The following is a 21,104-nucleotide window of genomic DNA, read 5'->3' as shown; positions in this document are numbered from 1 at the left end:
TAAGGCAGGTGCTCTAACCAGCTGAGCTATGCTCCCATTCGCGTGTGCCGCATTCATCAGCGACGTGTTATATAATACTATATATTGTGCCGGTTGTCAACACTAAAATTACATTTTTTTCATTTTTCCGGATTATTTTGCCTGCTTTTTTTCCGCAAGCTCTTTGAGTTCCTGTTCCGATAGCCGATAGGTATGACCGCAGTACTGACACTTCGCCTCGGCAAAGCCCTTCTCATCCGCCAGCGACAGAATATCCTCCGGCTTCAGTGTTGCAATTGCACGGAGCACACGTTCTTTACTGCAATTACAGACGTAACCGATTTGAAATTCGTCCAGAATTTCCATTTCAAAGCCTTCCAGCGCGGTCTTACACATCTGTTCAATCGACATTCCCGCGGCCAGCAGGGTCGTGACCGGTTTTAATCCGCTTATATTTCGTTCCAGCCTGTCTATTGCCGCCTGATCCGCGCCGGGCAAAACCTGTATCAGCATCCCGCCCGCAAGGAGCCGGCGGCTGTCCGCTTTGTCGAGCAGTACCCCCAGCGCGCAAACGGTGGGAATCTGTTCGCTGACGGCATAATAATTGGTAAGGTCCTCCGCGATTTCTCCGGATTTTATTTCCACATGACCGATATAAGGGCTGCCCTCGCCAAAATCGCGTATCACACCCAGAATACCGTCCGCACCTACCGCCGTGCCGACATCGAGCTTTCCATTTGGTTTGAGCGGCAGCTCAACGGCGGGATTGTCAACGCAGCCCCTGCAGTTGCCGTGGCTGTCCGCAATGGCGGCCACTGTGCCCAGAGGCCCTCCCCCGTTGATTTTCAGGGTAAGCGAAGCGTTTTCCTTCTTCAGCATCGAGCCCATCAGGGAAGCGCCCGTGAGCAGCCTGCCGAGCGCCGCGGTTGCGACCGGGCTGGTGCCGTGAATCTGCTGGGCCGTGGCAACCAGATAGGTGGAATCGGCGGCGGCGGCCATGATGCTGCCGTCGGAGGTAATGCATCTGATTATTCTATCCATATTAAAATCCTTTTATTTTATCTTTCTTGCCGCGACGACAATTCGTTCCGTTTGATCGTCCGGTTTTTCAAAGCTGAGTTCGCGAAATAAACCCACGGTTTCCAGTCCTGCTTTGGACAGCATGGAAACAATCAGCTCCGTATCGTAAGCGCGCTCATAAAAATGCTCTGAACTTCTGTGGTAGGCTTCGCCCTCCCGGCCGAAAAAGTCCAGAGTGATTCCGACCCGGCCGGTCTTTTCTTCAAAACGGTTCTGCCAGACACAGTAAACATCGTCCGTGTCGTAAACGTATGTCTGATTTCCGAGAATATACCGGTGCTTATACAGTGTATTCATATCAAAAACAAAATATCCGCCCGGATTCAGAAAAAGCGAAACGCGTGAAAACGTCTTCATCACATCGCTTTCACGGGTCAGGTGGTTGATGCTGTCCAGCATACAGATCACCGTATCGACCGTGCCGTACAGGTCGATACTCTGCATCTGCTGACGCAGAAAAAGGATATCCAGCCCACGGTCCGCCGCTTTTTGCTTTGCAACGGAAAGCATGGACTCGGAGCCGTCGATTCCGTAAATGTCGATTCCCCGTTCAGCCAGTTCGACGGTAAAGCTGCCTGTGCCGCAGGCCAGGTCGAGCGTCAGTCCGGCCTTATGGTTCAGCCTGTCCAGCAATCCCGTCAGATACTCCGCCCGCTCCGGATAACTGACATTTTGTGTAAGACTGTCATAGTAAAGGGCAAAAGACGAATAACTCATTTGCTCTCTTCGTCTTTGTCGATCCTGTTAAATACCAGCTCATAGCCGTCGCAGCCGTAGTTCAGCGAGCGGTTGACTCTGCTGATGGTGGCTGTGGAAGCGCCGGTTTTGGCAACGATATCGCTGTAGACCCGTTTGGTGCTCAGCATATGGGCCACAAGCAGACGCTGCGACATTGCTTTGATCTCTGGTACTGTGCATAGGTCCTCAAAAAAATTATAACATTCGTCAACCGTCTTTAAAGAAAGAATCGCTTTAAACAAAAAGTCCACACTCTCATCTTTAATTTTTGAATTCAAACGGTTTCACTCCTTATTCATTTAATAGAATAAAATTCTAACACACAAAAGTCCAAAAGTAAAGCGAATCGGGGCGGACATCAGGACAGGAACCCTTTAAATATCATTCCGGATCAAATCTTCATACGTTTCGCGTTTTACGATCACCCGGGCCATTCCGTTATGTACCATTACGACGGCAGGCCTTGGAATACGGTTGTAGTTTGATGCCATAGAGTAATTATACGCGCCGGTGGAAAGCACGGCAAGCGTGTCGCCCGGCTGCGCGGACTGGATCCTTGTGTTTTCCTGAATCAGGTCGCCGCTCTCACAGCATTTTCCGGCAATCGTGACTTCTTCCGCCGCCGCAAGGGACGCTTTGTTCGCTACCAGAGCGGTATAGTCCGACCGATAAAGGGCATAGCGGGGATTGTCGGTCATTCCCCCGTCCACCGAAACATAGGTGCGCACATCGGGGATTTTTTTGACCGCTCCGATCGTATAGAGCGTGATCCCGGCTTCGCCGACGATGGAACGGCCCGGCTCAAGATAGAGAAACGGGATATCAAGGCCAAGTGCTTTACAGCGGGAACGAACTTTCTCCGATATAGTTTCCATATATTGATCGTACGCAACAGGGGTGTCGGAATCGGTGTATTGAATCCCGAAACCGCCGCCGAGGTTCAGTTCCCTTACCATGATTCCGGTTTCCCGTTTGATCCGGTCAATAAAGGAGAGCATCACTTCTGCGGCAAGCACAAACGGCTGAATGTCGAAAATCTGAGAACCGATATGGCAATGCAGGCCGGTAAGATTGATATTTTCGCATCGGGCCGCCGCTTTCACGGCCTCCATCGCCTCCCCTGTTTCCAGCGCGAAACCGAATTTCGAGTCGATTTGCCCTGTGCGTATGAATTCATGGGTGTGGGCGTGGATCCCCGGCTTGACCCGAATGGTAATATCAGCGGTTTTTCCCATTGCCAACGCCGTTTCATTCAGGGTATGAAGCTCCGTCAAATTATCTGCGACGATATGTCCCACACCGGACCGTAAAGCAAAGGCAATTTCATCGGCGGTCTTATTATTTCCGTGAAAATGAATTCTTTCTGCGGGAAATCCGGCGCTGAGGGCGGTGTAAAGCTCCCCGCCCGAAACAACGTCCAACCCCAGCTTCTCTTCGTTGACAATCCGGCAAATTTCCTTGCAGCTGAAGGCCTTGCTCGCGTAAAGCGGCATTCCGTACCCGTTGTAGTACCGGTCAAACGAGGAACGGTACATTCTGCAGTTCCTTCTGATACAGGCCTCGTCCATCACATACAGAGGTGTCCCATATTCCCGGGCAAGCTCTACCGTATCGCATCCGCCGATGGTCAGATGTCCAAGCGTATTCGTGTTTAAACTCTCTTCATTCAGCATTTTATTACTCCGTTTTTAAGAATGATCGCAAATCTCTGAAATCATATTCCGAATCTCCTCCACTCCTTCCCCGTTGACCGACGAAAAAGGAACCAGCTTGAGCCCCTCGGCCCGACGGAACATCTCCTGGAACAGCCGAAGCTGATTCCCTCGTTCCGTCTTGTTCAGCTTGTCGCTTTTTGTAGCGGCAATCAGAAAACGCGTGCCCGAATTGATCAGATATTCGATCATATCCAGATCGTTGGCCGAAGGACTGTGCCTCATGTCAATAATCTGGATGACAAGCCCGACATTGCGCTGTGCGCCGAAATAGCCTTCGACCAGTTCGGACCAGCGCAATTTTTCCGACTGAGAGACTCTTGCGTAGCCATAGCCCGGCAGATCCACCAATCTGCAAGCCTGCAAATTGTAAAAGTTGATGGTTCCTGTTTTCCCGGGTTTCGCGCTGACCCTGGCAAGGGATTTACGGTTGACCAGTTTATTGATCAGAGAAGATTTTCCCACGTTGGACCGTCCGGAAAATACGATTTCGGGGACGGTGGATTCTGGCAGCTGGTCCGGTCTCCCTGCCGCAAATTCAAACAAAGCTTTATCAAAATTCAATGCTTCACCCCGTTACTGCGGAATACCGGGCGTCAGGACCGCCGGCTGGCTGGAAGCATTCATCGGGACAAGCGAGTCCGTGTTCTCTTCCTTTTTATTTTCCGGCATTTTGGTTAAAGCCGCCTCAAGCACCTGGTCGATTTTCTCAACCGGCAGAAAATCCACCGCGTTTTTTACCACAGCGTCAATTTCAGCCAGATCGGAAACGTTGTCGGCCGGAATAATGACCGTCTTGATTCCAGAACGGTAAGCGGCCATCGTTTTTTCCTTTAACCCGCCGATAGGAAGCACCCTGCCCAGTAAAGTAATTTCCCCTGTCATTGCGACATCGTGCCGGATCGGGATGTTAGTCAGCGCAGAGGTAATCGCGGTCGCCATTGCGGTTCCGGCAGACGGTCCGTCCTTTGGAATGGCCCCTTCCGGCGCGTGGATATGAATATCGTATTTGCTGTAGAAATCATGGCAGATGCCGAACGAATCGGCCCTGGTCCGGATACAGCTGATCGCGGTGCGGGCGGACTCCTTCATCACGTCGCCCAGCGAGCCGGTCAGCTCGATTTTTCCCGTGCCGTCCATGACCGCCACTTCAATCGGGAGAAGCTCGCCGCCGACGCTGGTCCACGCAAGACCGTTGACCAGGCCGACCATATCGGATTTCATAAGTTCGTCTTTTTTAAATCTCTTCGGACCCAAAAGGTCCTCCAGATTCTCCGGCTTGACAACGATTTTCGTCTGGTTGTCTCCCACGATCTTTTTCGCGCATTTTCTGCAGATGGAAGCAATCTGACGTTCCAGATTTCGCACGCCGGCTTCTCTGGTGTAGCCGTCAATCAGCTCGTGAACGGCGGCCGGAGTCAGCTTCAGCATTTTGGAATTGATCCCGTGTTTCCTGAACTGCTTCGGGATCAGGTGCTTTATGGCAATATTATATTTTTCCTCATGGGTATAGCTTCCAAGGGTAATCACGTCCATTCTGTCCAAAAGGGGCTCCGGAATGGCACTGTAATCGTTGGCGGTGGTGATGAACATCACCCTGCTCAGGTCAAACGGCATATCGATATAGTGATCGAAGAAGGAAGAATTCTGCTCCGAATCCAGCACTTCCAGCAAGGCGGAGGCGGGATCGCCGCGAAAATCGTTTCCCAATTTGTCGATTTCATCCAGCAGGATCAGCGGATTGTTTGTGCCGGCCTGTTTCATGGCGGAGATAATCCGCCCCGGCATGGAACCCACGTACGTCTTTCTGTGTCCCATGATATCGGACTCATCCCTCACGCCGCCGAGCGACACGCGCACATAATTGCGCCCGATGGCTTTGGCGATCGAACGCGCGACGGATGTTTTGCCGACGCCCGGAGGACCCACCAGACAGATAATCTGTCCTCTGATATCGGGGGCAAGCTTTTTGACAGCCAGAATCTCGATGATCCGTTCCTTTACCTTTGTCAGGCCGAAATGGTCGCGGTCAAGCACCTTCTGCGCTTTTGCAAGGTCGATATGCTCGCGGCTTGAGGCGTTCCAAGGCAGCTCCAGACAGGTTTCCACATAGCTGACGATCACGCTTGCCTCGTGGGAACCGTAGGGCATTTTGGAGAGCCGGTCGCATTCCTTCAGCAGTTTCTCATTCTGCAGCTTGGGAAGCTTCATTTTCATGATGCGTTCCCGCAGCTCGTCGGCCTCGTTCAGCGGACTGTCGTCGTCTCCAAGCTCATTGGAGATGGCCTTCATTTGCTCGCGAAGAAAATATTCGCGTTGATTTTCGTCAATCTGTTCCTTTGCTTTTTCGCTGATCTGGCTTTCAATAGAGAGCACCTGAACTTCATTTTTTAAAATCTCATTCAGTTTTTCCAGCCTTTTTACCGGATGGAGCTCTTCCAGAATCGCCTGTTTCTGCTCATAGTCGAGCATAATGTTGGAGGTGATGTAATCCGCAAGCTCTCCGCAGTTTTTCTTTTGTACCACGCCGATGATAATATCCGGAGGGATACGGCTGTAATTTTGAATATATTCTTCAAAGAGCGTCTGCGTATAACGGATCAACGCCTCGGTCTTATGGCTGGTCCGGTATGATTTGGTTTCACTTTGAACGATTTCGGCAAGAATAAAAGGGGTTTCGCTGACAACAGAGGAAATTTCAGCGCGGTACATTCCTTCCGCAAAAAGCCGCACGCCCTCGTCGGTATGGCGAATCACCTGTTTGATTTTCGCCACGATCCCCATTTTATAAAGATCCTCGCCGCCCGGTTCGTTTGTATTTAAATCCTTTTGGGCAACCAGAAAAATCTGCTGATTTTCTTCCATCGCCTTGGAAAGGGCCAGTATGGACTTTTTTCTTCCCACATCAAATTGCAGAAGCATGCCCGGGAAAATAACCAGTCCCCTGAGCGCAAGCACAGGGATGGAACTATTTTCAATTTTCTTCAGTTCTTGATTTGTACTCATAGTTTGCTCCTTGGCAGAAAAGGCTGTTGCAAGTGGACAAAAAAAGTCTGCCACGTGCAACAGCCAAGATTTCTATCGTTATGACGCTGTATCCTTACGGCCGCGCTTCCTGGGAGTTGTTATTTTAATCCTGACCGGCTTACGGTCCTGATTATACACAATCTCCGGTTCCGTGCCCTGATTCACCGTATCCGCGGTAATGGTGACCTTTTCAACGGTGTAGTCAGACGGGACCTTATACATGAGATTGGTCAACAAATCCTCCATGATGGATCTCAGCCCTCTTGCGCCCGTGCGGCGGTCAATGGTCTTTTTGGCAATTGCTTTCAGTGCGTCGGGTTTGAATTCCAGCTCAACCTTATCCAGCTGAAACAGCTTCTTGTACTGATTGATCAAGCAGTTTTTCGGCTCGGTCAAAATTCTTACAAGAGCGTCCTCATCCAGTCCGTCGAGCGCGGCAATGACAGGCAAACGGCCGACCAGCTCAGGAATCAATCCGTATTTCACCAGATCATGCGGCACGACATCCTGCATCCAGGCTGTGGAATCAAGCTCCACCTTGCTTTTGACCTGTGCGCCGAAGCCCATAGCGGAGGACGCCGTGCGTTTCTGGACAATTTTATTCAGGCCGTCGAAAGCTCCGCCGCAGATAAACAGGATGTTGGAGGTATCGACCTGCAAAAATTCCTGCTGGGGATGTTTTCTGCCGCCCTGAGGAGGAACGTTGGAAACAGTCCCCTCCAGAATTTTCAGCAGAGCCTGCTGTACTCCCTCTCCGCTGACATCACGTGTAATGGAGGGGTTTTCGGACTTTCTGGCGATCTTGTCGATTTCATCGATATAGATAATCCCGCGTTCGGCTTTTTCAATATCGAAATCCGCGGCCTGAATCAGGCGCAGCAGGATATTTTCAACGTCCTCGCCGACATAGCCGGCTTCCGTCAGTGTGGTGGCGTCCGCAATCGCAAACGGAACATCCAGTATCTTTGCCAGTGTCTGCGCCAGCAGGGTTTTTCCCACACCGGTCGGACCGAGCAGCAACACGTTGCTTTTTGTCAGTTCTACGTCGTCTTTACCGTAATAGATTCTTTTGTAGTGATTATAGACCGCAACAGAAAGCGCAACCTTTGCTTTTTCCTGTCCAATGACATATTCATCCAGCCGCTTTTTGATCTCATGCGGTTTGGGAAGCTCGGTCGAAGCCTCACTGTAGCTGGATTTTCGGTTGGACAGGTTTTTTTCGTCGTCAAGGATCGACATGCACAGCTCTATGCATTCATCACAGATATATACACCGGGGCCTGCAATCAGACGGCGGGCTTCGTTCTGCGGTTTTCCGCAGAAGGAGCAGCAGATCCCCCTGTCCTTGATATCGTCATTATTTGGCATCTAATTAATCACCAACCTCAACTCATCGAATTGTAGATGACCTTGTCGATCAGGCCATATTTCGCGGCAGCCTCCGCCGTCATAAAATTATCGCGCTCGGTATCCTTCGCAATCATTTCAATCGGCTGTCCCGTTCTCTCAGCAAGGATTTCGTTCAGCTTCTTTTTGGTGGCAATAATGTGGTCTGCGTGGATCATTACGTCAGTCGCCTGACCCTGTGCGCCGCCGCTCGGCTGATGAATCATAATATCGCTGTTGGGAAGGGCGTACCGTTTGCCTTTGGTACCCGCCGCAAGCAGGAACGCGCCCATGCTGGCGGCCATGCCCATGCAAATGGTGGAAACGTCGCATTTAATATACTGCATCGTATCGTAAATTGCCAATCCCGCGGTTACGGACCCTCCCGGGCTGTTGATATAAAGGCTGATATCCTTCGACGGATCCTGGCCCTCCAAATATAAAAGCTGAGCAACCACCAGACTGGAAGTGGTATCGTTTACCTCTTCCGTAAGCATTACGATTCTGTCATTCAGCAGACGTGAAAAGATATCATAGGAACGTTCTCCCCTGTTTGTCTGCTCAATAACATATGGGACTAAACTCATTATTGCGTACCTCCAATAAAACTAAACAATAAATTAATAATTGGCAGGAAGGACTTTTCTTATTCAGCAGCTTTTGCAGTTTCGGAAGGATCTTCTTTTTCCGTTACGACCGCGCTGTCACGAACGAGGTTGATTGCTTTTTCAACAGAGAGGTCTTTTGCCAGCTCCTCTTTTGGGATAAAGGTCTTCACCTTTTCAGCGTCGATTTCATAGCCCTTGGCAAGCTTTTCAAACTCTGCCTCGATTTCCTCCTCGGTCGGATGAATGTCTTCCAGCTGGGCGATCTTTTCGAGCGCCAGACGGACCTTTACCGCGCGTTCCGCCTGCGGCTGGAACTGCTTGCGGATAGAATCCTTGTCCATACCCGTGTACTGCAGGTAGGTATCGAGGTTCAGGCCCTGGGACTGAAGACGGTACCCGAATTCGCGGATATCCTCGTTGATTTTGTTTTCATACATTGCCTGCGGAATTTCGGCTTTGAGATTTTCCACCAGCTTATCGATCAGCTGATTTTCCACATCATCCTTCGCTTTTGCCTCTGCGGCTTCGGTCAGCTTTGTTTTTATGTCTTCCCTGTATTGATCGAGCGTATCGAAATCGCTGACATCCTTGACAAAGTCGTCGTCAACTTCCGGCAGCTCCTTCATTTTGATTTCATGCAGCTTGATTTTGAAAACAGCGTCCTTACCGGCCAGATCCTCCGAGTGGTAATCCTCCGGGAACTTTACGTTTACATCAAACTCGTCGCCTGTTTTATGGTCCACGATCTGCTCTTCAAAGCCCGGGATAAACTGGCCCGCACCGAGAGTCAGGCTGTAGTTTTCCGCTTTGCCGCCGTCAAAAGCAACGCCGTCCACGGAGCCGTCAAAATCAATGACGGTGATGTCGCCGTTCTGAGCCGCTCTGTCTTCTACGGTCACCATTCTGGAATTGCGCTCCTGAACCTTTTTGATCTCTGCGTCAATGTCCTCGTCGGTTACCTTAACCGGCTTTTTGGCTGCGGCCAAGCCTTTATATTCATCAATTTCCACTTCCGGCTTTGTTGTGATGGTCGCCTTGAAAACAACGCCTTCCTTGCCGGCGGAAACCAGATCAAAATCAATTTTATCCTCGATCATTTCGAGTTTCGCCTCGTTGATTGCCGCATCCAGCGCATCGGGGTAAACCGCATTGATCGCATCCTCATAAAAAACCTGCTCGCCGTAATACTTCTCAACAAAAGCACGGGGAGCCTTTCCCTTCCGGAAGCCGGGAATCGCAATTTTTTTGTTTTCTTTATGATATGCCCGATCAAGCGCTTTTTCAAATATAGCAGCGTCTACTGCAACCTCAAGCTGGTAACGGTTCGTATCAACCTTATTGGACGATTGTAAGCTCATTATTAACTTCCTCCTGCAAAATGCAAATTATCTAAATTATTATAGCACATGGAAAATAAATATTCTATATATTCGATAAAATATTCAAAAATTGTTCACTTCACCAGCACCGGCATGAATTTCAGATAGTCACAGGAAATCAAATGCATTTTGATGCCGTCGTAAACCCCGGTGATTGCCCGGCGGGCCGCCTGGTTCCCGTGAATGTGCCCGAAATAGCATTCCGTGATGCCGTGCGACTTTAACACGCCGAGGATCTCTTTGCACTCCGTTCCGTCGTAAACGGGCGGGTAGTGCAGAAACACGACCGGCTTTACCCCCATCTTTTCCGCCTCGTTAATCGAGGTATTGAGGCGGCCGGCCTCGCGGTTGACAATCTTGATATCCTCCGCGGTTTCGGAATTGTACAGCCACCCGCGCGTACCGCAGACCGCAATATCGCCGACGGCCACCGCGTTATTGTGGATGATGCCGATGGAATCCAGCCCGTGTACCCTCAGAAAATCGTCGATCTTCTTTTTTGTGGTCCACCAGTAATCATGGTTGCCCTTCAAAAACAGCTTGCGGCCGGGCAGGGAGTGGATAAACCCGAAATCCTTCGCCGTTTCCTCAAGCTTCATCGCCCATGAAATATCCCCGGCGACAACGACGGTGTCGTCTTCGCCGACCACGGCGCGCCAGTTTTTTTCAAGACGGACGGTATAGTCCCGCCAACCTTCAAATACATCCATCGGTTTGTCGCAGCCGAGGGACAGATGCAGGTCTGCAATAGCAAATAGTGACATGTGATCCTCTCTTAGACAGTATACTTTATTCCGGCTGTTTTCAGCACAGAGTCGCCCATTTTATCTTTCGGGCAAATAGCAGTGAATCTGACTTGTTTTGATTCCAGCTGTGCAATCGGCGTCGGAATCGGGGTGCCTGTGAGGGCGGAAAGCGCCTGAACCTTTTCAAACTCAGAGGCATCCACGCGGTAATCGGCCGAAACAGCGCTCAACACACTGTCGGCGAATTTATACGGGCTGGCCGTAGATACGACGATCGCCGGCGTTTCCGTATCCTTTTCCGCTTCAACGTACTGCCGATAGACGTTGACCGCCACCGCCGTGTGGGTGTCGCAAAGGTAATTTTCCGTCCGGTAGATTTCCCTGATGGTTTCCTTTGTCGCGTCGTCGCCGCAGAATCCCGCCCAGAACAGCTCGTGAAGCCGGCTCAAAAGATCATCGTCGACCTGATACCTGCCGTCTGACGCCAGCTCGTTCATCCACCCGGCTACTTTTGCGCTGGAGTTTCCGGTCAGGTCATACAGCAGGCGTTCCAGATTGCTTGACACCAGAATATCCATGGACGGGGAAATGGTGGTATGAAAATCCCTGTTGCGGTCATAGACGCCCGTGTTCAGGAAATCGGTCAGCACATTGTTGGCGTTGGACGCACAGATCAGCTTTTTCACCGGAAGGCCCATCTTTTTGGCGTAATAAGCGGCCAGAATATTTCCGAAATTGCCCGTCGGGACAACGATATTGACCTTTTCGCCTTCATGGGAAATTCTTCCGTTTGCCATCAGGTCGCAGTACGCGGAGAAATAATAGACGATCTGCGGCAGCAGCCTGCCCCAGTTGATGGAGTTCGCGCTGGAAAACATAATATCGTTCTGTTCAAGCAGACGGTTGATTCCGGGGTCGGTAAAAATCTTTTTCACGCCGGTCTGGGCATCGTCGAAATTGCCTTCGATCGCGCAGACCGCCACATTGTTCCCTTCCTGGGTGTTCATCTGGCGCTTCTGCATGGGGCTGACGCCGTTTTCCGGATAAAACACCTGAATGCGGGTTCCGTCCACATCCTTAAAGCCTTCCAGCGCCGCTTTTCCCGTGTCGCCGGAAGTAGCGACCAGAATCAGAGCGGTCTTGGAGGACTGAATCTTTTTCAGCGATTTGGTAAGAAGGTGCGGCAAAAGCTGCAGCGCCATATCTTTGAACGCGCAGGTCGGACCGTGCCACAGCTCAAGCAGGTACATCTTCCTTTTCCCGTTCTGCAGACAGGAGAGCGGAGCCGGCCTGTCCTGCTCAAATTTTCCGCCGGTGTAAGCGTTCCCGACGCATTCCGCAATTTCTTCCGTGGTAAAGTCGGAAAGAAAAGCCGATAAAATGCGGACTGCCCGCTCCGTATAGCCGCAGTGCTGCAGTTCCAGCAAATCCGAATATGAAAAGCAGGGCAGCTTTTCAGGGACAAAAAGTCCGCCTTCGCCGCTGATGCCCTGCGAAATTGCCTGAGCAGAGGATACGCTGACGCCGCTGTTTCTTGTGGAGTGATAGTTCAAGTTTTTTCCCCCTTCGCATTGTCTGTTTTTTAATCATATCATACTTTCCGGGAAAGAGAAACAAAAAAATGATAAGCATTCCTAAATAATATCGAATCAAGCAAAAAACGCGTTTTCGATATGTTCCACAGAAAGGATGGAGAAAGGGTCCGGCCCGGTAACGATGCCGATCACGTCAAACCGAGGCTGCAGCCCTGTTTCATGCGACTGCAGATAACTAAGAGCAGTTTTGATGATTTTCTTCTGCTTTCCCGCCGTGACCGCCTCCAAAGGACTGACGCAATAATGCTCGTCGCGTGTTTTGACCTCCGCAAAGACAATATAGTCCTTGTTTTCGGCAATCAGGTCGATTTCCCCAAAACGGGAATGGTAGTTGCGCGCAACGATCCGGTATCCCTTCTGTTCCAGCAGCCGGGCCGCGCGGTCCTCCCCGATTTTTCCGGATGAATTGTTCATCGGGTCTCCCCCAGTATTTTTTTTAAAAACGTTTTTCTGTGAACCGGGCTGGGCCCGTACTGTTTCAGCAATTCCCTATGTAAAGCGGTGCCGTAGCCCTTATGTTTCGCGAACTGGTACTCGGGATAAATCCGGTCGATCTCGGTCATCAGCCGGTCACGGCTGACCTTCGCGAGGATGGAAGCGGCCGCGATGCTTGCGGAAAGCGCGTCGCCTTTAATAATGGTCTGCGTATCCATCCCGAGCCGCGGCATCCGGTTTCCGTCCACAAGCGCCAGGTCCGGCCTGACGGAAAGTCCGTCGCACGCGCGCTTCATCGCCAGAAAGGTCGCCTGCAATATATTGATCTTATCGATTTCCTGCTCCGTCGCGAATCCGACGGCGTAGACGATTGCAGTCTTCCTGATTACATCAAACAATGCTTCGCGTTTTTTTTCACTGAGCTTTTTGGAGTCGTTCAGTCCCTCGATCATCTGACCGGGGGGCAAAATAACGGCGGCAGCGAACACCGGGCCGGCCAGCGGGCCGCGTCCGGCTTCATCGATGCCGCAGATCATCCGATAGCTTTTTTTCAGCGCCATATTTTCATAGGCAAACCAATCCATATTATCTACCAACCTGTTCCAGAGTAATTCTGCCTAATTTCGCACTTCGGAATTCATCCAGTACCGTAATCGACGCGCGTTCCAGATCGATTTCCCCGCCGGAAATCAGCATCCCGCGTTTCCTGCCGATCAGCTCCAGCATTTCATAGCCCTTCAAACCGGCTATGTCGGCGCCCTCCAGCTTATATCTGGCTTTCAGCTCCCCGGGATAGCTGTCGCGGAGGACCTCCAGCAGACGGGAAGCCAGCTGCTCCGTATCCACCACTTCGTCTTTGACCGCTCCGGTAAACGCCAGCCTCTCCCCTACGGTCTTATCTTCAAATTTAGGCCACAGTACCCCCGGCGTATCCAAAAGCTCGAAGCCTTTTCCAATGGTAAACCATTGGTTGGACCGCGTTACGCCCGGCCTGTCCTCGACATTTGCCTTGCTGTTTTTTGCAAGACGGTTAATCAGCGAGGATTTGCCCACGTTGGGAATCCCGACGATCATGACGCGGATCTGCCGTCCGACCATCCCTTTTGCTTCCCAGGAGGCAATCCGGTCGCTCAGAACGCCCCTCACGAGGGGAATAAAGCCGTTCAGCCCTTTTCCGGTGCGGCAGTCGATCGCGATGGCGGGGATGCCCTGTGTTTGATAATAATCGATCCATCTGCCCGTCTGAACCGGATCGGCCATATCGCATTTATTCATTAAAATAACGCGGGGCTTCTGTTGGATCAGTCCGTTTAGAACCGGGTTCCGGCTGCTGACCGGAATCCGGGCGTCGATAATTTCAGCGGCAGCATCGACAAGTTTTAAGCTTTTTTCAATCTGCCTTTTGGTTTTGGTCATATGACCGGGGAACCATTGTATCGTTTGTGCTTCACTCATTTTCGTTCGTCCCGTATCTTTATTGTTATTTGATTGTTCCAAGCCGGTTAAATGGAAAAACAATCATCTCCGCTTTTCCAAGGATATATCTCTCGTCCACCATGCCCACATCCACAAACCGGCTGTCGTTGGACACGGAACGGTTGTCCCCGAGAACAAAGACATGCCCCGGAGGAACCTGAAGCGGATAATGGAAGTCCGAAGGCTGTGTGGTAATGCCGTTTTCAATATAGGCGGATTCATCCAGCGCAACCCCGTCCACAGAAACGACGCCGGTTTCAAAATCAATATCCACAACCTGATTTTCCAGCGCGACGACCCTTTTGATAATCGGTTCCTTCAACATGGTCGTGTGGGTGATTACAATCACGTCCCCCTGATGCGGTTTGTAAAAAAAGCTGGACAGGATCACGCGGTCATTGGACCGCAGAGTCGGCAGCATGGAGGGGCCGCTCACATTGACCACCCTGAACAGAAACATGAATACCACGATCACGGCAATTAAAGAAGAGATCAGGGCTTCCACCCACTCGTAACTGTTGATGATAAAATTTCTTTTTTTCTCGGTGAGCGTTTCCTGCCGGGAAACACTGTTTTCGTGATCCAATGAAGGAACAACTCCTTTATATCAAAAGGCAACGCCTTATAATTGACCGAATTTCCCAAACGGCATAATAATAAATTTCACCTTGCCGATAATATAGCGCTGGTCGATCATGCCGACCTCGCTGAACCGGCTGTCCTCCGAAACCGTGCGGTTATCGCCCAAAACAAAAACATGGCCGGCAGGGACCTTCTGCGGGAAAGCAACGTCATATTCGTCCTTGGTAATCCCGTTTTCGATATAGGCGGATTCGTCGAGCGCAGCGCCGTCAACGGAAACGATTCCGGTGTGAAAATCGATATCGACCGTTTGCCCTTCCGTAGCGATTACTCTTTTTACGATGCGTTTGTCCAAAGAAGTTCCTTTGGCGTCGATCACGACAATGTCCCCGCGGGCAAGGCCCGGCTCAGCGCAGGCTGTAAACAGCTTGTATCCGTCCATTAGATTGGGCTCCATGGAAGGCCCGTTTACAACGATATTTACCCTGAACAGGAAGGTGAAAAAGATCATGATAATGATCAGCGCGGGAATCAGAGCCTCCATCCACTCGAAGCAGGCGCGGGCAACACTGCTTTTTTCTTTTTCCGGGGACGCGGGTTCCATATCCGCCTGAATTTCATTTGGGTTCAAGAGGAATACAACTCCTTTTTTCAAATTGCCGTGGTTATATGGTTCCGAATTTTCCGTAAGGTATGAGAATGGTTTCGACTTTGCCGATAATATAGCGCTGATCGACCATACCGACGTCGCTTGAACGGCTGTCGTCCGAGAGCCTGCGGTTATCGCCGAGCAGGAACACCTGCCCTTTGGGGACAGTCCGCGGAAAACGGAGGTCGTACTGACTTTTGGTAATACCGTTTTTAATATAAGCGGATTCGTCCAGCGCAACCCCGTTGACAAAGACGGTTCCCGTCTGAAAATCGATATCCACCGTCTGGCCCTGGGTCGCAATGACCCTTTTGATAATAACCTCGTGAAGCGCGGTGGCCTTTGCGTCGACCACAACGACATCTCCCAGAGAAAAAGTCCGGTCAAAACACGATACAAACACCTTATAGCCGTTCGTAAAATTGGGCTGCATGGAGGGCCCGTTGACCGTTATGATCCGGAACAGGAAAGCAAATACCGCCGTCATTACAAGCAGCGCGGGGATCAGTGCTTCCATCCACTCGTAACAGCCCGAAACGACACGGTCCGGCGTTTTGCGGTCATCCGGGGATTCCGCAGAAGAGCGACTTTTCAAGAACGGACACCTCTTTTGAGACCTGAAAAATATCGCAGTAGCAAAAAAGGGACACCTACATGTCCCTTTCAATCGCTATCTGATTCCTTATCTGAGCTGTTCCTTTACCTTTGCCGCCTTGCCGACTCTGTCACGCAGATAGTAGAGCTTCGCCCTGCGCACACGGCCCTTGCGGACAATTTCAACACTCTTTACATTGGGAGAGTGAATCGGGAAAACTCTTTCTACGCCTACGCCGTAGGAAAGGCGTCTGACGGTGAAAGTTTCGGAAATGCCGCTGCCCTTACGAGCGGTAACGGTACCCTCGAAAACCTGAATTCTTTCTCTTTCGCCTTCTCTGATATTTACGCTCACCCTTACGGTGTCGCCAATTTCAAATACGGGAACTTCTGTTTTTACGGAATCTTGCGCAATCAGTTTTAACGCATCCATGGATATTTCCTCCTAAAATTCAGACATTCATGCCAAGTGGCAGAGGACTGTCCGCTTCAATGTCACGGTACAACCGGGCACTAAACCCCACCAAAATCAATCAGCGGATTCCAAATGCCTATATATCATACCATAATCCTGAAAAAGGTGCAACATCTATTTTTATTTTACTCAAATATTTTAAAATCCGCGTCGTAAAGATTGATCCTTCGGATATCGCTGTATAAATCCAGCAACAGGTATTTTTTCATAGTGTCGCATAGAAGCGAAGGATTCACATTCATGGTGCTCCCCGCGGGGAGCATCGCGCTTATTTCCACTCCGTCGTCCCGGGCAGCGACCACCGTCCTGTCAAGGTACGGTCTCAGGTCCAGATCGATCATTCCGTTTTTCGTATGCTTGGGAACGACCACCGTTTCCCGGTTGAACAGCTCCCGGATGGCGGCGGCCGTTTCTTCGGGGGACCGGCCCTGCGTCTCCAGCTCCATCAGGTAAGAGGCATAGGCGATCTGCCCCGGCTTCATCACCGGCTCGGTAACGTCAAACACGGGGATGTCGTTCGGCAGAGCCGAGTTCAGCTTTTCGATCAGCTCTTCGCGTGTAAGATCGTCGTCGTCCAGCCGGATATCCATGCTTTCCCGTTCTCCCCCGATACCGAGCGACAGCGGAAGCGCAAAGGTAATGAACGCGTGAGGATTATAGCCCTGGGTATACCAAAGAGGAAGTTTCGCCTTGTGAATCGCGCGCAGCATGCAGCGGTTTAAATCGAGGTGTGAAATATACCGCGCCGTTCCGATCTTCTTAAACCAGACCCTGACGTTTTTCATAGCAGATTCCTCCTTTGAAGCAGGCCGCGCCGCAGGAAGAACACTGTTCCCGGCAGTTGGGGGTGGTGACGTTCGCGTAAGCCTTTTTGCATTCGTCAATCAGGAACGACTTTTTGATCCCGTAATCAATGTGGTCCCATGGCAGCACTTCGTCGAAGCTTCTCCTTCGGTTGGCGTAAAAAGCCGGGTCGATTCCGCATCGCTCGAAAATTTCCATCCATTTCGGAAACGAGAAGAAGTTCTGCCAGCCGTCCATTTTGCAGCCGCTCCGATGCGCTTCGAGCAGGACGCCGCATAAGCGCCTGTCCCCGCGCGCAAAAACGGCTTCCAGAAAGCTGGTGTCCGCGTCGTGCCAGTTGGGTTCCACCTTTCTGGTTTTGACCGAAGCGACCAGATGGCGCTGCTTTTTACGGAGCGTCTCCATGGTATCCTGCGGTTCCCACTGAAAAGGCGTGAAGGGTTTCGGAACAAAGGAGGACGCGCTGACGGTGACTTTTATGCCCTTCCCCTTCGGTTTGTCGGGATTTGCGTAAAAGGCGTCGACCACCTTCTGCCCCAGCTCCGCGATCCCGGCAACATCGTCCAGCGTTTCCGTTGGCAGCCCGATCATAAAATAGAGCTTGATGGTCGTCCAGCCGCCCTTGAACGCGGTATTGACGGTTTTCATCAGCTCTTCTTCCGTGACATTTTTATTGATAACGTCCCTCAGGCGCTGCGTTCCCGCCTCCGGCGCAAAGGTAAGACCGCTGCGGCGGACGGATTTGATTTTGGACATCAGCTCCGGGGAAAAATTATCGACCCGAAGGGACGGCAGAGAAATGCCGGTGTTCTCTTTTTCCGTCCATGTATGGAGCCGGTCGATCAGCTCGTTCAGCCTGGAGTGGTCGCTCGTGCTGAGCGAAGAAAGCGAAATCTCATCATAGCCCGTGCTGTCGCACAGGTCGCGGCACTGCCGGTCAATGACGTCCACTGATTTTTCACGGAACGGGCGGTACAGGAAGCCCGCCTGACAGAAGCGGCAGCCGCGGATACAGCCGCGCAGGACCTCCGCCACCGTTCTGTCGTGCACGATTTCAATGTAGGGCACTACAAATTTATCCGGAAAATAGGACTTGTCCACGTCCATCATAATACGTTTTTTTACGGGGAAGGGCGCGCCCTCTTTCGGAACGATCGCCTTTACCGTATGATCTTCGTTATAGGAAATATGATACAGAGACGGCACGTAGACTCCCTGAATCTGAGAAGCCGCCTTTAAAAATTCCTTTTTGGAACGGTTCTGCTTTTTGTATTCCCGGTAAAGGGCGACGACCTCCAGATCCACTTCTTCCCCCTCGCCGATAAAGAACAGATCAAAAAAGTCCGCCAAAGGCTCCGGGTTGCAGGCGCAGGGTCCGCCGGCCACCACAAGCTGGGAAAGGGAATGCCGGTCTTCGGCTTTCAGCGGGATTCCCGCCAGATCAAGCATATTTAAGATATTGGTATAGCTGAGCTCGTATTGAAGGGTAAAGCCGATGATGTCGAAGTCGCGGACGCTGTCCCCGCTTTCCAGCGCGTAGAGCGGCAAATCGTTTTTACGCATTTCCTCTTCCATATCCACCCAAGGGGCGAATACGCGCTCACACCAGACATAGGGTACGGTATTCAGCTGGCTGTACAGAATTTTCAGCCCGAGGTGCGACATGCCCACCTCGTATATATCGGGAAAACAAAATGCAAACCGCACATCCACTTCATCCGCGTGCTTCCTCACGCAGTTGAGCTCGCCGCCGACGTATCTGCCCGGTTTTTGCACGTTTGCAAGCAGTTTTTCTATCTTTTTATTGACCATTCGTATCCTCCGCACAATCTATGTTTTATTATTATACTGCCCGCGTGCGGAGAATGCAAATCAATAATATCTTCCGTTCTTGTAAAGGAGCAGAAAGATTAAATAAACGGATACGGCAAGAAGATAAAAATTGCCGTTGGCACGGAACAGAAAAAGGAAGCCGATCGCTGCCAGCGGCGTTAAAACCGCGAATGAGGCGACGGATACAATCCTTGCGGACAAAGCGGCGTTCAGGCGGGTACAAAGGACGGAATACAGCGCCTGCCCTCCGTCAAGCGGCTCCACGGGCAGCAGGTTAAACCCTGCCAGCACCAGGTTGGCAAGGATAAAAGAGTGAAAATAACGCTCATCGGCGAGGGTACAGACCAGCGCGGCGGCAAGGTTGGTTCCCGGTCCCGCGGCGGAAATGGCGGCGTCGCGCCAGTAGGACCGGTCGATCCCCGCAGATTTGATCATATCGATGCCGAAGGGGGTAAACCGGATCTGCGACGGCGCCGTTCCGAACGCGGCCATGACCGCCAAATGCCCCAGTTCATGCAGCGCCGCACAGGAAAGGCCCAGAACAGCCATTCCGCTCCTGTCAAACAGGAAAAAAACCGCCAGTACGGCCACAAATAAAAAATCAACGGTCACACGGCAGTTTTTGATGGAAAAAGACATCAGCCGCCGACCTGCTGAGAAGGCGCCGCCTGCTGGTTCTCCGGCTGCTGTGAATTTTCCGCGGAACCTGCGTCAGCCTGGGAAGCGGTTCCCGCCTGGGATTCGGGATTTACCTGTGAATTGGCGCCGCCTTGTGGATTCTCACCTGTCCGGGAAGTCACACCGGATTGGGAGGCGGTGCTTTCCGCCTGGGAAGGATTCTCCTGAGCGCGCGGCTTTGTAAAAAAATCGGTGACCGACGGCAATATCTCCACAACGGTATGTTTTACATGGTCGATATCCTCGGTCGGAACAATGGAATTATTGACGTTCTGCAGATACCAGTTTTTGATGATCAAATATGCATTGCCCCCAAAGACCCGGAGAAAGACCGCCGTGGCCAGAATGATCGAACATACCGTTATCTGGATTGTGGTCAGCAGTCTTGTGCTGAGGGTTTTCGCTTTTTTGTTCCTCCTGTATTGCTGTCCGTCGTAGTCCCTTTCATCATTCCTTTCGTAGTCCCGATCATCATCTTTTTCGTGATTCCTGTAATTCCTGTTGTCATTTCTGCTGTAAACATCCTCATAATGATCTTCTATATACCCGTCGTCATCGTCTTCGTAGTCATCCTCATAATCTTTATCATACCGATTATCTTCATACCGATCGTCCATTGTTATTCCTCCTGCATCATTATAATCCTAATAATAATATGTCCGATGCCGGCGGAAGATGCCCTGATATGAAAAAACCGCCGTAAAATACGGCGGTTTGGTCGGTTTGTCCTTATTTTGCTTTGTCCGCTTTGGACCGGATATACTGATCGATGGAGCGGGCGGCTTCCTTGCCGCCGCCCATGGCCAGAATCACGGTTGCGGCGCCGCTGACGGCGTCGCCCGCGGCGTAAACGCCCTCCCGGGTCGTCGCCATGGTCGCTTCATCCACAACGATGCAGCCCTTCCTGTTCGCTTCCAGGCCCTCTGTCGTGGAGCGGATCAGCGGATTCGGCGAGTTGCCGATCGCCATGACCACACAGTCCACCGGGATTTCAAAGTTCGAGCCCTCTTTGGGCACCGGCCTGCGCCTGCCGGAGGCGTCCGGCTCGCCAAGCTCCATCTCGATGCACTCGATCGACTTCACCCTGCCGTTTTCGTCGCCGTGGATGGCAACGGGATTGCGTAAAAGATTGAAGAGAATACCCTCTTCCTTCGCGTGGTGGATTTCCTCTTTCCGCGCGGGCATCTGCTCTTCGGCGCGGCGGTACACAATATACACCTTCTCCGCGCCCAGACGCTTGGCGGTCCTCGCGGCGTCCATCGCCACGTTGCCGCCGCCCACAACGGCGACGTTCTTCGGCCGGATGATCGGGGTGTCATATTCGTCCA

At 51.5% G+C, this 21,104-nt stretch carries 23 protein-coding genes; all 23 read right to left on the bottom strand.

What is annotated here, in order from left to right; translation table 11 throughout:
- Nucleotides 1-132: 132 nt before the first annotated feature.
- Nucleotides 133-1,020 (bottom strand): Hsp33 family molecular chaperone HslO, encoded by an 888-nt coding sequence (gene hslO / locus ACQGQ5_RS15285; protein WP_455737336.1) that lies wholly within the window; start codon nucleotides 1,018-1,020, stop codon nucleotides 133-135.
- Between the two features lie 12 nt (nucleotides 1,021-1,032).
- Nucleotides 1,033-1,776 carry a class I SAM-dependent DNA methyltransferase gene (locus tag ACQGQ5_RS15280; protein WP_455737335.1) on the bottom strand — a complete coding sequence of 248 codons (744 nt, stop codon included), beginning with the start codon at nucleotides 1,774-1,776 and terminating at the stop codon, nucleotides 1,033-1,035.
- Nucleotides 1,773-2,075, bottom strand: coding sequence for a YerC/YecD family TrpR-related protein (locus tag ACQGQ5_RS15275; protein ID WP_455737334.1), 303 nt, complete (start codon nucleotides 2,073-2,075; stop codon nucleotides 1,773-1,775). The genes ACQGQ5_RS15280 and ACQGQ5_RS15275 overlap by 4 nt, the downstream gene beginning before the upstream one ends.
- A gap of 96 nt (nucleotides 2,076-2,171) precedes the next feature.
- Nucleotides 2,172-3,470: a diaminopimelate decarboxylase gene (gene lysA, locus ACQGQ5_RS15270; protein WP_455737333.1), complete on the bottom strand. Its 1,299-nt coding sequence runs from the start codon at nucleotides 3,468-3,470 to the stop codon at nucleotides 2,172-2,174.
- Nucleotides 3,471-3,485: 15 nt separating this feature from the next.
- Complete coding sequence (gene yihA, locus ACQGQ5_RS15265) at nucleotides 3,486-4,073, bottom strand: ribosome biogenesis GTP-binding protein YihA/YsxC (RefSeq protein ID WP_455737332.1); 588 nt, start codon at nucleotides 4,071-4,073, stop codon at nucleotides 3,486-3,488.
- A gap of 12 nt (nucleotides 4,074-4,085) precedes the next feature.
- Nucleotides 4,086-6,515, bottom strand: coding sequence for an endopeptidase La (lon, locus tag ACQGQ5_RS15260; RefSeq protein WP_455737331.1), 2,430 nt, complete (start codon nucleotides 6,513-6,515; stop codon nucleotides 4,086-4,088).
- Between the two features lie 78 nt (nucleotides 6,516-6,593).
- Nucleotides 6,594-7,904: an ATP-dependent Clp protease ATP-binding subunit ClpX gene (gene clpX, locus ACQGQ5_RS15255; protein WP_455737330.1), complete on the bottom strand. Its 1,311-nt coding sequence runs from the start codon at nucleotides 7,902-7,904 to the stop codon at nucleotides 6,594-6,596.
- A gap of 17 nt (nucleotides 7,905-7,921) precedes the next feature.
- A complete protein-coding gene (gene clpP, locus ACQGQ5_RS15250) occupies nucleotides 7,922-8,509 on the bottom strand; it encodes an ATP-dependent Clp endopeptidase proteolytic subunit ClpP (RefSeq protein WP_455737329.1) in 588 nt (195 codons plus the stop codon).
- A gap of 59 nt (nucleotides 8,510-8,568) precedes the next feature.
- A complete protein-coding gene (gene tig / locus ACQGQ5_RS15245) occupies nucleotides 8,569-9,888 on the bottom strand; it encodes a trigger factor (protein ID WP_455737328.1) in 1,320 nt (439 codons plus the stop codon).
- A 95-nt stretch (nucleotides 9,889-9,983) separates the two neighbouring features.
- Complete coding sequence (locus ACQGQ5_RS15240; protein ID WP_455737327.1) at nucleotides 9,984-10,673, bottom strand: metallophosphoesterase; 690 nt, start codon at nucleotides 10,671-10,673, stop codon at nucleotides 9,984-9,986.
- Between the two features lie 11 nt (nucleotides 10,674-10,684).
- Nucleotides 10,685-12,208 (bottom strand): threonine synthase, encoded by a 1,524-nt coding sequence (gene thrC / locus ACQGQ5_RS15235; protein ID WP_455737326.1) that lies wholly within the window; start codon nucleotides 12,206-12,208, stop codon nucleotides 10,685-10,687.
- 96 nt (nucleotides 12,209-12,304) lie between these two features.
- Complete coding sequence (locus ACQGQ5_RS15230) at nucleotides 12,305-12,664, bottom strand: YraN family protein (protein ID WP_455737325.1); 360 nt, start codon at nucleotides 12,662-12,664, stop codon at nucleotides 12,305-12,307.
- A complete protein-coding gene (locus ACQGQ5_RS15225; RefSeq protein WP_455737324.1) occupies nucleotides 12,661-13,269 on the bottom strand; it encodes a ribonuclease HII in 609 nt (202 codons plus the stop codon). Before ACQGQ5_RS15225 ends, ACQGQ5_RS15230 begins: the two co-directional genes overlap by 4 nt.
- Before the next feature lies 1 nt (nucleotide 13,270).
- A complete protein-coding gene (gene ylqF, locus ACQGQ5_RS15220; protein ID WP_455737323.1) occupies nucleotides 13,271-14,140 on the bottom strand; it encodes a ribosome biogenesis GTPase YlqF in 870 nt (289 codons plus the stop codon).
- A 25-nt stretch (nucleotides 14,141-14,165) separates the two neighbouring features.
- Entirely contained in the window at nucleotides 14,166-14,747 is a 582-nt protein-coding gene (lepB, locus tag ACQGQ5_RS15215) for a signal peptidase I (RefSeq protein ID WP_455737322.1), read from the bottom strand.
- A gap of 36 nt (nucleotides 14,748-14,783) precedes the next feature.
- Complete coding sequence (gene lepB / locus ACQGQ5_RS15210; protein WP_455737321.1) at nucleotides 14,784-15,374, bottom strand: signal peptidase I; 591 nt, start codon at nucleotides 15,372-15,374, stop codon at nucleotides 14,784-14,786.
- Between the two features lie 34 nt (nucleotides 15,375-15,408).
- Nucleotides 15,409-15,987 carry a signal peptidase I gene (lepB, locus tag ACQGQ5_RS15205; RefSeq protein ID WP_455737320.1) on the bottom strand — a complete coding sequence of 193 codons (579 nt, stop codon included), beginning with the start codon at nucleotides 15,985-15,987 and terminating at the stop codon, nucleotides 15,409-15,411.
- An 87-nt stretch (nucleotides 15,988-16,074) separates the two neighbouring features.
- Nucleotides 16,075-16,419: a 50S ribosomal protein L19 gene (rplS, locus tag ACQGQ5_RS15200; protein ID WP_038324155.1), complete on the bottom strand. Its 345-nt coding sequence runs from the start codon at nucleotides 16,417-16,419 to the stop codon at nucleotides 16,075-16,077.
- Between the two features lie 167 nt (nucleotides 16,420-16,586).
- A complete protein-coding gene (locus ACQGQ5_RS15195; protein ID WP_455737319.1) occupies nucleotides 16,587-17,246 on the bottom strand; it encodes a TIGR03936 family radical SAM-associated protein in 660 nt (219 codons plus the stop codon).
- Entirely contained in the window at nucleotides 17,221-19,077 is a 1,857-nt protein-coding gene (locus ACQGQ5_RS15190; RefSeq protein ID WP_455737318.1) for a TIGR03960 family B12-binding radical SAM protein, read from the bottom strand. Before ACQGQ5_RS15190 ends, ACQGQ5_RS15195 begins: the two co-directional genes overlap by 26 nt.
- Before the next feature lie 60 nt (nucleotides 19,078-19,137).
- Entirely contained in the window at nucleotides 19,138-19,737 is a 600-nt protein-coding gene (locus ACQGQ5_RS15185) for a site-2 protease family protein (protein WP_455737317.1), read from the bottom strand.
- Nucleotides 19,737-20,393 (bottom strand): hypothetical protein, encoded by a 657-nt coding sequence (locus ACQGQ5_RS15180; RefSeq protein ID WP_455737316.1) that lies wholly within the window; start codon nucleotides 20,391-20,393, stop codon nucleotides 19,737-19,739. The genes ACQGQ5_RS15185 and ACQGQ5_RS15180 overlap by 1 nt, the downstream gene beginning before the upstream one ends.
- A gap of 112 nt (nucleotides 20,394-20,505) precedes the next feature.
- Nucleotides 20,506-21,104 (bottom strand): FAD-dependent oxidoreductase (locus ACQGQ5_RS15175; RefSeq protein WP_455737315.1); only part of this gene is annotated, 599 nt, incomplete at its 5' end.

The organism is Caproiciproducens sp. (assembly GCF_053840905.1).
Note: the sequence above shows the minus strand (reverse complement) of the source record. Positions and strands in the feature narration are given on the sequence as shown.